Raw genomic sequence first — 13,866 nt, forward strand, 5'->3', positions numbered from 1 at the left:
CGAATGTGCAAGATGCCGGGGCCCGACGGTGTCTTTGCCCGCTGAGAACATCGAAAGGTGACATCTGACATGGCTCAAACGTTCCTTGGCCAGAAACGTCTTCGTAAATATTACGGCAAAATCCGTGAAGTTTTGGAAATGCCGAACCTCATTGAGGTGCAAAAATCTTCTTATGATCTTTTTCTCCGCTCCGGCGATGCAGAGCAGCCAACCGATGGCGAAGGCATCAAAGGTGTGTTCCAGTCGGTTTTCCCGATCAAGGATTTCAACGAAACCTCCGTTCTGGAGTTCGTGAAATACGATCTGGAAAAGCCGAAATACGACGTTGAAGAGTGCATGCAGCGCGATATGACCTATAGCGCGCCGCTGAAGGTCACTCTGCGTCTGATCGTTTTTGATGTCGATGAGGACACCGGCGCACGTTCGGTCAAGGACATCAAGGAACAGGACGTGTTCATGGGCGATATGCCCCTGATGACGCCGAACGGAACGTTCATCGTGAACGGCACCGAGCGTGTGATCGTGTCCCAGATGCATCGTTCGCCCGGTGTGTTCTTTGACCACGACAAGGGCAAGACCCACTCGTCGGGCAAGCTGCTGTTTGCCTGCCGCATCATCCCGTATCGCGGCAGCTGGCTGGACTTTGAGTTCGACGCCAAGGACATCGTGTTCGCCCGGATCGACCGTCGCCGCAAATTGCCGGTGACCACGCTGCTGTATGCGTTGGGTCTGGATCAAGAAGCGATCATGGACGCGTATTACAACACCGTGTCCTACAAGCTGGACAAGAAGAAGGGCTGGGTCACCCCGTTCTTCCCCGAGCGTGTGCGCGGCACCCGCCCGACCTATGATCTGGTCGATGCAAAATCCGGTGAAGTGATTGCCGAAGCGGGCAAGAAAGTCACTCCGCGCGCGGTCAAGAAATTGATCGAAGAAGGTGTGGTCACTGACCTGCTGGTTCCGTTCGATCACATCGTTGGCAAGTTTGTCGCCAAGGACATCATCAATGAAGAAAACGGCGCGATCTATGTCGAGGCCGGTGATGAGCTGACCCTTGAATACGACAAAGACGGAGAGTTGATCGGCGGCACCGTCAAGGAACTGATCGATGCGGGCATCACCGACATCCCGGTTCTGGACATCGACAACGTCAATGTCGGCCCCTACATGCGCAACACCATGGCTCAGGACAAGAACCTGAACCGTGAAAGCGCGCTGATGGACATCTATCGCGTCATGCGTCCGGGGGAGCCGCCCACCGTCGAAGCTGCGTCGGCCCTGTTCGACACCCTGTTCTTCGACAGTGAGCGTTATGACCTGTCCGCCGTTGGTCGCGTTAAGATGAACATGCGTCTGGCACTGGACGCGCCGGACACCCTGCGCACCCTGCGTCGCGAAGACATCGTGGCCTGCATCAAGGCGCTGGTTGAACTGCGTGACGGCAAAGGCGACGTGGACGATATCGACCACCTCGGCAACCGTCGTGTGCGCTCGGTCGGCGAACTGATGGAAAACCAATACCGCGTTGGCCTGCTGCGCATGGAACGCGCGATCAAAGAGCGTATGTCGTCGGTCGAGATTGACACCGTCATGCCTCAGGATCTGATCAACGCGAAACCGGCTGCGGCTGCTGTTCGTGAATTCTTTGGCTCGTCGCAGCTGTCGCAGTTCATGGACCAGACCAACCCGCTGTCGGAAGTCACCCATAAACGCCGCCTCTCGGCGCTTGGCCCCGGTGGTCTGACACGCGAGCGTGCGGGCTTTGAGGTGCGCGACGTACACCCGACCCACTATGGTCGGATGTGCCCGATTGAAACGCCGGAAGGTCCGAACATCGGTCTGATCAACTCGCTGGCTACTTTTGCCCGCGTGAACAAGTATGGCTTCATCGAAACACCTTACCGCGTCGTCAAAGATGCCGAGGTGACCGATGAGGTTCACTACATGTCCGCGACCGAGGAAATGCGTCACACCGTGGCGCAGGCGAACGCGACACTGGATGCGGATGGCAAGTTCATCAACGATCTGGTGTCGACCCGTCAGGCCGGTGATTACACCCTCGCCCCGCGCGAGAATGTGGATCTGATTGACGTGTCGCCGAAACAGCTGGTCTCGGTCGCTGCATCGCTGATCCCGTTCCTTGAAAATGACGACGCCAACCGCGCTCTGATGGGCTCGAACATGCAACGTCAGGCGGTTCCGCTGCTGCGCGCCGAAGCGCCGCTGGTCGGTACCGGGATCGAGGAAAAGGTTGCGATCGACTCGGGCGCTGCGATTCAGGCGAAACGCGCCGGTATCATCGACCAGGTCGATGCCCAGCGTATCGTTATCCGCGCCACCGAAGATCTGGAACTGGGCGACGCTGGCGTTGACATCTATCGTCTGCGCAAATTCCAGCGGTCGAACCAGAACACCTGTATCAACCAGCGTCCGCTGATCAAGGTGGGTGACACCGTCCAGAAGGGCGAAGTCATTGCCGATGGTCCGTCGACCGATATGGGTGAACTGGCCCTTGGTAAGAACGTGGTCGTCGCGTTCATGCCGTGGAACGGTTACAACTACGAAGACTCGATCCTGATCTCGGAACGTATCGCGCGTGACGACGTCTTTACCTCGGTCCATATCGAGGAATTTGAAGTCGCCGCCCGTGACACCAAGCTGGGCCCGGAAGAAATCACCCGCGACATCCCGAACGTCGGTGAAGAAGCGCTGCGCAACCTCGACGAGGCGGGCATCGTTTACATCGGTGCGGATGTTGAGCCGGGCGATATTCTGGTCGGCAAGATCACTCCGAAGGGCGAAAGCCCGATGACCCCGGAAGAAAAGCTGCTGCGCGCCATCTTTGGTGAAAAAGCATCTGACGTGCGCGACACCTCGCTGCGCGTGAAGCCGGGCGACTACGGTACGGTCGTTGAGGTCCGCGTCTTCAACCGTCACGGCGTCGAGAAAGACGAGCGTGCGCTGCAGATCGAGCGTGAGGAAGTCGAACGTCTGGCCCGTGACCGGGACGACGAGCTGGCGATCCTTGACCGCAACATCTATGCGCGTCTGCAAGGCATGATCCTGGGTAAAACCGCTGTTAAAGGCCCGAAAGGCGTCAAGGCAGGGTCAGTGATCACCGAGGATCTGCTGGAAACCCTGACCCGTGGTCAGTGGTGGCAGCTGGCGCTGGAAGGCGAGCAGGACGCACAGATCGTTGAGGCTCTGAACGAGCAGTACGAAGTGCAAAAGCGTGCTCTGGACGCCCGTTTTGAGGACAAGGTCGAGAAAGTCCGCCGTGGCGACGACCTGCCGCCGGGTGTGATGAAGATGGTCAAAGTCTTCATCGCCGTGAAGCGTAAGCTGCAGCCGGGCGACAAGATGGCCGGTCGTCACGGGAACAAAGGTGTGATCTCCAAGGTTGTTCCGATGGAAGACATGCCGTTCCTGGCCGATGGTACTCCGGTTGACTTCTGTCTGAACCCGCTGGGCGTGCCTTCGCGTATGAACGTTGGTCAGATCCTTGAAACCCACATGGGTTGGGCCGCGCGCGGTCTGGGTCTGAACATCGACGACGCTCTGGGTGAGTACCGCCGCTCTGGCGACCTGACCCCGGTGCGCGAAGCGATGAAGCTGGCCTATGGCGATGATGTCTACGAAGAAGGCATCACCGGTCTGGACGAGGATGGCCTGATCGAGGCTGCGGGCAACGTGACCCGCGGTGTTCCGATCGCAACCCCGGTCTTCGACGGTGCCAAGGAAGCAGACGTCAACGACGCGCTGGTGCGTGCGGGCTTCTCGGAAAGCGGTCAGTCGGTTCTGTTCGACGGTCGCACCGGTGAGCAATTTGCGCGTCCCGTGACCGTGGGCATCAAGTACCTGCTGAAACTGCACCACCTTGTGGACGACAAAATCCACGCGCGTTCGACCGGGCCGTACAGCCTGGTGACCCAGCAGCCGCTGGGTGGTAAGGCGCAGTTCGGTGGTCAGCGCTTTGGTGAGATGGAAGTCTGGGCTCTGGAAGCTTACGGCGCCGCCTACACCCTGCAGGAGATGCTGACCGTGAAATCGGATGACGTCGCCGGCCGGACCAAGGTCTATGAGTCGATCGTCAAGGGCGAGGATAACTTTGAAGCGGGCGTACCGGAATCGTTCAACGTTCTGGTTAAAGAAGTCCGTGGCCTCGGCCTGAATATGGAACTCCTGGATGCGGAGGTTGAGGAGTAAGGGCGCTGCCCTTTCTCCCGTCCCCCCTTCCGCAAGATTTGAGGTAACAAATGAACCAGGAAATCACCAACAACCCGTTCAACCCGCTGACGCCCCCGAAGGTTTTCGACGAGATCAAGGTCTCGCTGGCGTCGCCCGAGCGGATCCTGTCTTGGTCCTATGGCGAGATCAAGAAACCCGAAACCATCAACTACCGGACGTTCAAGCCTGAACGTGACGGTCTGTTCTGTGCGCGTATCTTTGGCCCGATCAAAGATTACGAATGTCTGTGCGGTAAATATAAGCGGATGAAGTATCGCGGCGTTGTCTGCGAGAAATGCGGTGTGGAAGTCACCCTGCAAAAAGTCCGCCGCGAGCGCATGGGCCACATCGAACTGGCCGCGCCCGTTGCGCATATCTGGTTCCTGAAGTCGCTGCCGTCCCGCATCGGTCTGATGCTGGACATGACGCTGCGCGATCTGGAACGCGTTCTGTACTTTGAAAACTACGTCGTCATCGAGCCCGGTCTGACTGACCTGACCTACGGCCAGATGCTGACAGAAGAAGAGTATATGGATGCGCAGGATGCCTATGGCATGGACGCGTTCACCGCGAATATCGGTGCCGAAGCCATCCGTGAGATGTTGGCCCAGATCGATCTGGAAGCCGAAGCCGAGCAGCTGCGTGCTGATCTGGCCGAAGCAACCGGCGAGCTGAAGCCCAAGAAGATCATCAAGCGTCTGAAGGTTGTTGAATCCTTCCTCGAGTCGGGCAACCGGCCTGAATGGATGGTGATGACCGTGATCCCGGTCATTCCGCCGGAACTGCGTCCGCTGGTTCCGCTGGATGGTGGCCGCTTTGCGACCTCGGATCTGAACGATCTGTATCGCCGCGTCATCAACCGGAACAACCGTCTGAAGCGTCTGATCGAGCTGCGCGCGCCTGACATCATCGTCCGCAACGAAAAGCGGATGCTGCAGGAGTCCGTGGATGCTCTGTTCGACAACGGCCGTCGTGGCCGCGTGATCACCGGCGCCAACAAGCGTCCGCTGAAATCGCTGTCGGACATGCTGAAGGGTAAGCAGGGTCGCTTCCGTCAGAACCTTCTGGGTAAGCGCGTCGACTTCTCGGGCCGTTCGGTCATTGTGACCGGCCCGGAACTCAAGCTGCACCAGTGTGGTTTGCCCAAGAAGATGGCGCTGGAACTGTTCAAGCCGTTCATCTACTCGCGCCTTGAAGCCAAGGGTCTGTCTTCGACCGTGAAACAGGCGAAGAAACTGGTCGAGAAAGAGCGTCCCGAAGTGTGGGATATCCTCGACGAGGTGATCCGCGAACACCCCGTGATGCTGAACCGTGCGCCGACGCTGCACCGTCTTGGCATTCAGGCGTTCGAGCCGGTCCTGATCGAAGGTAAAGCCATCCAGCTGCACCCGCTGGTCTGTTCGGCCTTTAACGCCGACTTCGACGGTGACCAGATGGCCGTTCACGTCCCGCTGAGCCTTGAGGCCCAGCTGGAAGCCCGTGTTCTGATGATGTCGACGAACAACGTTCTGTCGCCTGCAAACGGCGCGCCGATCATCGTTCCTTCGCAGGATATGATCCTGGGTCTCTACTATGTGACCCTCGAGCGCGAAGGCATGCCGGGCGAAGGCAAGGTGTTCGGTTCGATCGACGAAGTTCAGCACGCGCTGGATTCCGGCGAGGTGCATCTGCACACCAAGATCACCGCTCGGATCACGCAGATCGACGAGGAAGGCAACGAAGTTCAAAAGCGCTATGAAACCACTCCGGGCCGTCTGCGTCTGGGTGCTCTGCTGCCGATGAACAACAAAGCTCCGTTCGAGCTGGTCAACCGTCTGCTGCGGAAGAAAGAAGTGCAGCAGGTCATCGACACCGTCTACCGTTACTGCGGTCAGAAAGAGTCGGTCATCTTCTGTGACCAGATCATGTCGATGGGCTTCAAAGAAGCGTTCAAGGCGGGCATCTCGTTCGGTAAGGACGACATGGTCATCCCGACTGATAAGTGGGGCATCGTCGATGACACCCGCGATCAGGTGAAGGACTTTGAACAGCAGTACATGGACGGCCTGATTACTCAGGGTGAAAAGTACAACAAAGTTGTCGATGCCTGGTCGAAGTGTAACGACCGCGTAACTGACGCGATGATGAGCACCATCTCAGACGTCGCCAAGGCCGAAGACGGGTCGGACATGGAGCCGAACTCGGTCTATATGATGGCCCACTCCGGTGCGCGTGGCTCGGTCACTCAGATGAAACAGCTGGGCGGTATGCGCGGCCTGATGGCCAAGCCGAACGGTGACATCATCGAGACGCCGATCATCTCGAACTTTAAAGAAGGTCTGACCGTTCTCGAGTACTTCAACTCGACCCACGGTGCCCGTAAGGGTCTGTCGGATACCGCTCTGAAGACGGCGAACTCGGGTTATCTGACCCGTCGTCTGGTGGACGTGGCGCAGGACTGCATCGTTCGTGAGATCGACTGTGGCACCGAGCGTGCGATCACCGCCGAAGCCGCTGTAAACGACGGTGAGGTTGTTGCTTCGCTGGCCGAACGTGTGCTTGGCCGTGTGGCCGCTGATGATGTTCTGCGTCCGGGCACGGATGAGGTGATCGTGGCCGCAGGTCAGCTGATCGACGAACGTATGGCCGACACTATTGACGAAGCTGGTGTTGCCTCGATGCGCATCCGTTCGCCTCTGACCTGTGAATCCGAGGAAGGCGTTTGTGCAACCTGCTACGGTCGTGACCTTGCACGCGGCACCATGGTGAACACGGGTGAAGCTGTCGGCATCATCGCCGCCCAGTCCATCGGTGAACCCGGTACGCAGCTTACGATGCGGACCTTCCACATCGGTGGTGTTGCTCAAGGTGGTCAGCAGTCGTTCCAGGAAGCCAACCAAGACGGTGTTGTTGCGTTCGAGAACCCGCAAATTCTGGTCAATGCCGCAGGCGAAAGCCTGGTCATGGGCCGGAACATGAAGCTGGTGATCAACGACGAACACGGCGAAGAGCGTGCCAGCTTCAAGCTGGGCTACGGCTCGAAGTTGTTCGTTAAGGATGGCGCGTCTGTGGCGCGTGGCGACAAGCTGTTCGAGTGGGATCCCTACACCCTGCCGATCATCGCCGAGAAAGCCGGTACCGCGAAATACGTTGACCTTGTTTCGGGCCTTGCCGTTCGTGACGAGACCGACGAAGCAACCGGTATGACCCAGAAAATCGTGGTCGACTGGCGCGCTGCCCCCAAAGGCAGCGACCTCAAGCCCGAGATCATTCTGGTCGGCGAAGATGGCGAGCCGGTCCGCAACGATGCGGGTAACCCGGTTCACTATCCGATGTCGGTGGATGCGATCCTGTCGGTTGAAGATGGCCAGACTGTCGAAGCCGGTGACGTTGTCGCGCGTATCCCGCGCGAAGGCGCCAAGACCAAGGACATCACCGGTGGTCTGCCGCGTGTGGCTGAACTGTTTGAAGCTCGTCGTCCGAAAGATCACGCGATCATCGCAGAAGCAGATGGTTACGTGCGCTTTGGCCGCGACTACAAGAACAAGCGCCGCATCAGCATCGAACCGGCTGATGAGTCCATGGAGACCATCGAGTACATGGTACCCAAGGGCAAGCACATCCCGGTGGCCGAAGGGGACTTCATCCAGAAGGGTGAATACCTGATGGACGGTAACCCGGCTCCGCATGACATCCTGTCCATCATGGGTGTCGAGGCGCTGGCGGACTACATGATCGACGAGGTGCAGGACGTGTATCGTCTGCAGGGCGTGAAGATCAACGACAAGCACATCGAGGTCATCGTGCGCCAGATGCTGCAGAAGTGGGAGATTCTGGATTCAGGCGACACCACCCTGCTGAAAGGCGAGCATGTCGACAAGCAAGAGTTCGACGCGGCCAACGAGAAGACCATCGCGCGCGGTGGTCGTCCGGCACAGGGCGAGCCGATCCTTCTGGGGATCACCAAGGCCTCGCTTCAGACGCGTTCGTTCATCTCGGCGGCGTCGTTCCAGGAAACCACCCGCGTTCTGACCGAGGCTTCGGTTCAGGGCAAGAAGGACAAGCTGGTTGGCCTGAAAGAGAACGTCATCGTCGGCCGTCTGATCCCTGCCGGTACCGGCGGTGCGACTCAGGCCGTGCGTCAGGTTGCGCAATCGCGTGACAACGTGGTGATCGAAGCCCGTCGGGAAGAGGCCGAAGCCGCCGCTGCCCTTGCTGCTCCGGTCATTGACGACGACATGGTCGGTGACGAGCTGGACGTGATGGTGGAGACACCGGAAAGCCGCGAGTAAGCGAAGTTCAGAAATGAAGATCAGGCCCTGCGTTTCGCGGGGCCTTTTCTTTTGCGCGCGGACCTCTCGTCCCGCGTCATACCTGCCGGTTGGAGGATTGCGTCAGGCTATCGCGTTTTACGCTCTGCTTGGGTAATCATCAAAGGGCGGACAAGCGCCGCACGTTCAACCGCAAGGGACCGGAAAAGAATGACGCCCAATGTCAAAGGTGCGTTGTTGATGATGGGTAGCATGGCTGCCTTTACTATCAACGATACGTTGGTCAAGGTCGCGGGGGCGGAAGTGCCTCTGTTTCAGATGGTGGCGATGCGCGGGGCGTTGGCGACTGTCCTTGTGTTTATTCTGGTTCGCCATTTTGGTGCGCTTCACCTGAATTTCCCGCGTCATGACAAATGGCTTGTCGCCGCGCGGTGCCTTGCCGAGCTTTCGGCGACATTCTTCTTTTTGACGGCGCTATTGCACATGCCACTGGCCAATGTGACGGCTGTTTTGCAAGCCTTGCCGCTGACCGTGACACTGGGGGCGGCCCTGTTTTTCCGCGAGCATATCGGTTGGCGCAGAATAGTGGCGATCATGATGGGATTTGCCGGGATGCTGCTAATCGTGCGTCCCGGGCCGGACGGATTCAGCGTCTATTCAATATATGCCCTGATTGCCGTAGCAGCGGTTACTGTTAGGGACCTGATCACGCGGCGTATGTCCAGCCATGTCCCCTCGCTGGTCGTCACCTTGGCGACGACCCTGACCATTACGGTATCGGCAAGTTTCGTGACGCTGGTAAAGGGCTGGCAGCCTGTACCAGCCGATGCGGGCATATTGATTGCTTCGGCGGCTGTTTTTGTTTTGATGGGGTACCTGTTCAGCGTCATGGTCATGCGCGAAGGCGAGGTCGGGTTTATCGCGCCCTTCCGTTATTCAAGCCTGATCTGGGCTTTGGGTTTGGGTTGGGCCGTGTTCGGTGACTGGCCGGACGCGATCACAATGCTGGGTGCCGTGCTGGTGGTCGGAACCGGATTGTTCACCTTGTTCCGTGAACGCGCCGGACAGCGTCCTGCTCGATCGCAAAACGCGCGATGAATTCGCCCTCAAGTTCCGGCGTGAGGGGGGAAAGCTCTGCCTGGTTGTGGCGCGCATGTGGGGAATCGTTGAACTGATTCAGGGTCCGAACCCACATTGGCGCGTCAGGATAGCTGATCACCGGCATGAAGTTCCCGATCCTGTGATGGGCGAAGTTCATGATCGTCAGGTCGCACCCGCCGCGGACATACATACCCAACCCCACGCCCAACAGCGGTTGGAATTTCTGAGCGGCCAGTATTCCATCGGGGCCGAAACGCGCAAGAAAGCCGTTGTTGTAGTCTATGGCGACGGTTTTGTTCTTTTCGATCAAACCTTTGCCGTCTTCTGAGGCAATGCGCAGCCGTTCTATGAAATCAACGGAAACGGCGTCGTCGTCGTCATGACGAAATTGCAGACAAGGCGCGTGGGGGTTTTGGCGTGCGGCGTTCAGAACCTCTTTCATAACGCGGCGTTGTCGCAGGGGTTCCCGTGCGATGATCCTGATCTGTTTCACGCCCGCTGTCAGGTCATGAAGCCGGTCCAGGGCTGGTTTCGGCAGGCATTCACCAATCACGACCAGAAGTTGAAAATCCTCGTCGGTCTGTTCCTTGAAACAGGGCAGGGTGGTCGTCTCGAACAGGCGGAACCGCTCTTCCAGACGATTCGGGTTATAAAGATAGGCCCGGCGTTCCTCGATCGAGTCATGTTCGATCTGAAAGCCACCATATGCGGGATAGGAAAAGCGGCACAGGCCGATGACTTGCATGTTTCATCCGTAAGGCAGAGCGTTGCTGCGGACTATGCCGACACGACCGGTTGCCTGCAACGGCAGTTGTGCTGGAAGCATCCGGCGAAACGGGATAAATCAATGCAAACCGGCCGGACCGGTGTCATGTCAGGTGTGCTGTTGACACTTGGGCCGACTCCCCCTATTACGCGCGTCATCTCGGTACCGGGGGCCGCCCCAAAACCGATCTCAGTAATGGACTGGTCAAGACCCGGACAATTTTGCAGTTCGCGTCCTCTGATAACCAACCGCGACGTTCACCTCGGAATGGGAACGCTCGCGGGTTTTGCGCTTGTGGACGCATGAGCGCAGCAAAGTTTAACCGCACGCAATGCGCGTGCATGTCATGTGTGTTGCAAAACGGGGAAGAAACCGGAATGCCAACTATTCAACAGCTGATCCGCAAACCGCGGCAGCCCAAAGTAAAACGCTCGAAGTCCATGCACCTGGAGCAGTGTCCGCAGAAACGCGGCGTCTGCACCCGTGTGTATACCACCACACCGAAAAAGCCGAACTCGGCTATGCGTAAGGTTGCCAAAGTGCGCCTGACCAACGGGTTCGAGGTCATCTCGTACATCCCCGGTGAAAGCCACAACCTTCAGGAACACTCGGTTGTTCTGATCCGTGGCGGCCGTGTGAAAGACCTTCCCGGTGTGCGTTACCACATCCTGCGCGGTGTTCTGGATACTCAGGGCGTCAAAGATCGTAAGCAACGTCGTTCCAAATACGGCGCGAAGCGTCCCAAGTAAGAAGGAGAGGCTGATATGTCACGTCGTCACGCCGCCGAAAAACGCGAAGTCCTGCCTGACGCCAAATTTGGCGACAAGGTTCTGACCAAATTCATGAACAACCTGATGATCGACGGCAAGAAGTCGGTCGCAGAGCGCATCGTCTACAACGCCTTTGACCGCGTTGAGAACAAGGTAAAGCGCGCTCCTGTCGAAGTGTTCCACGAAGCGCTCGACAACATCAAACCGTCGGTCGAGGTTCGCTCGCGCCGGGTTGGTGGTGCAACCTATCAGGTTCCGGTCGAAGTCCGCCCCGAGCGCCGCGAAGCTCTGGCCATCCGCTGGCTGATCACCGCTGCGCGCGGCCGCAACGAAAACACCATGGAAGAACGCCTCGCCGGTGAACTGCTGGACGCTGTACAGTCCCGCGGTACTGCCGTGAAGAAGCGCGAAGACACCCACAAGATGGCCGAGGCGAACAAAGCCTTCAGCCACTACCGTTGGTAATCCAGAGGCTTATCCAAAATGGCACGCGAATATCCGCTCGAACTATACCGTAACTTCGGTATCATGGCGCACATCGACGCAGGTAAGACCACCTGCTCGGAGCGTATCCTGTATTACACTGGTAAATCCCACAACATCGGTGAGGTGCACGATGGTGCAGCCACCATGGACTGGATGGAGCAGGAGCAGGAACGCGGCATCACCATCACCTCGGCTGCGACCACCACCTTCTGGGAACGCACCGAAGACGGTAAGACCGCCGAAACCCCAAAGCACCGCCTGAACATCATCGACACCCCCGGCCACGTTGACTTCACCATCGAAGTTGAACGCTCGCTGGCGGTTCTCGACGGTGCTGTCTGCGTTCTGGACGCAAACGCCGGTGTTGAGCCCCAGACCGAAACCGTGTGGCGTCAGGCTGACCGCTACAAAGTTCCGCGTATGGTTTTCGTCAACAAGATGGACAAGATCGGCGCTGACTTCTTCAACTGCGTCAACATGATCGAAGACCGCACCGGCGCACGCGCTGTTCCGGTTGGTATTCCGATCGGCGCAGAGACCGAGCTAGAAGGTCTGATCGACCTGGTCACCATGGAAGAGTGGCTGTGGCAGGGCGAAGATCTGGGCGCAAGCTGGATCAAAGCTCCGATCCGCGACAGCCTGAAAGACATGGCTGACGAATGGCGCGGTAAGATGATCGAAGCGGCCGTCGAAATGGACGACGACGCGATGATGGAATACCTGGAAGGCAATGAGCCCGACGTTCCGACCCTGCGCGCCCTGCTGCGCAAAGGTACTCTGGAAATCGCGTTTGTTCCGGTTCTGGGTGGTTCTGCGTTCAAGAACAAAGGTGTTCAGCCGCTGCTCAACGCTGTGATCGACTATCTGCCCAGCCCGCTGGACGTCGTTGATTACATGGGCTTCAAACCCGGCGACGAGGAAGAAGTTCGTGACATCGCCCGTCGTGCAGACGACGAGATGGCCTTCTCGGGTCTGGCGTTTAAAATCATGAACGACCCCTTTGTTGGCTCGCTGACCTTCACTCGGATCTACTCGGGCACCATGAACAAGGGTGACTCGATCCTGAACTCGACCAAAGGTAAGAAAGAGCGCATCGGTCGTATGATGATGATGCACTCGAACAACCGGGAAGAGATCGAAGAAGCGTTTGCAGGCGACATCATCGCGCTGGCGGGTCTGAAAGACACCACCACCGGTGACACCCTGTGTGATGCGAAGGATCCGGTGGTTCTGGAAACCATGACCTTCCCTGATCCGGTGATCGAGATCGCGGTTGAGCCCAAAACCAAGGGCGACCAAGAGAAGATGTCTCAGGGTCTGGCCCGTCTGGCCGCCGAAGACCCGTCCTTCCGCGTGGAAACCGACTTGGAATCGGGTCAGACCATCATGAAGGGCATGGGCGAACTTCACTTGGACATCCTGGTTGACCGTCTGAAGCGCGAGTTCAAGGTTGAAGCGAACATTGGTGCACCGCAGGTGGCCTATCGCGAAACCATCTCGATGCCGGTCGAGCACACCTACACCCACAAGAAACAGTCGGGTGGTTCGGGTCAGTTCGGTGAGGTTAAACTCGAGATCACTCCGACAGAACCGGGCGAAGGTTACTCGTTTGAAAGCCGCATCGTCGGTGGTGCCGTTCCAAAGGAATACATCCCGGGTGTCGAAAAAGGCATCCAGTCGGTTATGGACAGCGGCCCTCTGGCTGGCTTCCCCGTGATCGACTTCAAGGTTGCCCTGCTGGACGGTAAGTTCCACGACGTTGACTCGAGCGTTCTGGCGTTTGAAATCGCGGCCCGTATGTGTATGCGCGAAGGCATGCGCAAAGCTGGCGCGAAGCTGCTGGAACCGATCATGAAGGTCGAAGTGATCACCCCGGAAGAGTACACCGGCGGTATCATCGGCGATCTGACCTCGCGTCGTGGCCAGGTGTCTGGTCAGGAACCGCGCGGCAACGCGATCGCGATCGACGCGTTCGTTCCGCTGGCGAACATGTTCGGCTACATCAACACTCTGCGTTCGATGTCGTCGGGCCGTGCCCAGTTCACCATGCAGTTCGACCACTACGATCCGGTTCCGCAGAACATCTCGGACGAGATTCAGGCGAAATACGCATAAGCGAAGATTTGAGGGAGCCCGGTCCACGGGCTCCCTTCATTACCGAAAAAGGAGGCCATCATGGCAAAGGAAAAGTTTGAGCGTACAAAACCGCACGTCAACATCGGCACGATTGGCCACGTTGACCATGGTAAGACGACGCTGACCGCAG

General features: G+C 58.1%; 8 protein-coding genes. 7 read left to right on the forward strand and 1 reads right to left on the reverse strand.

What is annotated here, in order from left to right; translation table 11 throughout:
* Nucleotides 1–69 precede the first annotated feature (69 nt).
* The 3 genes from rpoB to ACR0KS_RS15825 all read left to right on the forward strand — a co-directional run bounded on the left by rpoB (nt 70) and on the right by ACR0KS_RS15825 (nt 9,575).
* Entirely contained in the window at nt 70–4,206 is a 4,137-nt protein-coding gene (gene rpoB, locus ACR0KS_RS15815) for a DNA-directed RNA polymerase subunit beta (protein WP_170567107.1), read from the forward strand.
* A gap of 50 nt (nt 4,207–4,256) precedes the next feature.
* Entirely contained in the window at nt 4,257–8,498 is a 4,242-nt protein-coding gene (gene rpoC / locus ACR0KS_RS15820) for a DNA-directed RNA polymerase subunit beta' (RefSeq protein WP_170567105.1), read from the forward strand.
* A gap of 189 nt (nt 8,499–8,687) precedes the next feature.
* Entirely contained in the window at nt 8,688–9,575 is an 888-nt protein-coding gene (locus ACR0KS_RS15825; RefSeq protein WP_170567103.1) for a DMT family transporter, read from the forward strand.
* Here the strand turns inward: ACR0KS_RS15825 and ACR0KS_RS15830 are convergent.
* Entirely contained in the window at nt 9,517–10,323 is an 807-nt protein-coding gene (locus ACR0KS_RS15830; protein ID WP_170567101.1) for a putative rhamnosyl transferase, read from the reverse strand. The two genes, ACR0KS_RS15825 and ACR0KS_RS15830, sit on opposite strands and share 59 nt — an antisense overlap.
* A gap of 398 nt (nt 10,324–10,721) precedes the next feature.
* On the opposite strand from ACR0KS_RS15830, the gene rpsL reads away from it, so the two are divergent.
* From rpsL to ACR0KS_RS15850, 4 genes are all read left to right on the forward strand, one after another.
* On the forward strand, nt 10,722–11,093 hold the full coding sequence (gene rpsL / locus ACR0KS_RS15835) for a 30S ribosomal protein S12 (RefSeq protein ID WP_005621086.1): 372 nt from the start codon (nt 10,722–10,724) through the stop codon (nt 11,091–11,093).
* A gap of 15 nt (nt 11,094–11,108) precedes the next feature.
* Nucleotides 11,109–11,579 (forward strand): 30S ribosomal protein S7, encoded by a 471-nt coding sequence (rpsG, locus tag ACR0KS_RS15840; RefSeq protein WP_010441203.1) that lies wholly within the window; start codon nt 11,109–11,111, stop codon nt 11,577–11,579.
* An 18-nt stretch (nt 11,580–11,597) separates the two neighbouring features.
* Nucleotides 11,598–13,715 (forward strand): elongation factor G, encoded by a 2,118-nt coding sequence (gene fusA / locus ACR0KS_RS15845; RefSeq protein ID WP_170385928.1) that lies wholly within the window; start codon nt 11,598–11,600, stop codon nt 13,713–13,715.
* Between the two features lie 60 nt (nt 13,716–13,775).
* The coding region (locus tag ACR0KS_RS15850) for a GTP-binding protein (protein ID WP_215675807.1) at nt 13,776–13,866 on the forward strand (91 nt) is incomplete at its 3' end.

Source organism: Ruegeria sp. BC7 (assembly GCF_056539165.1).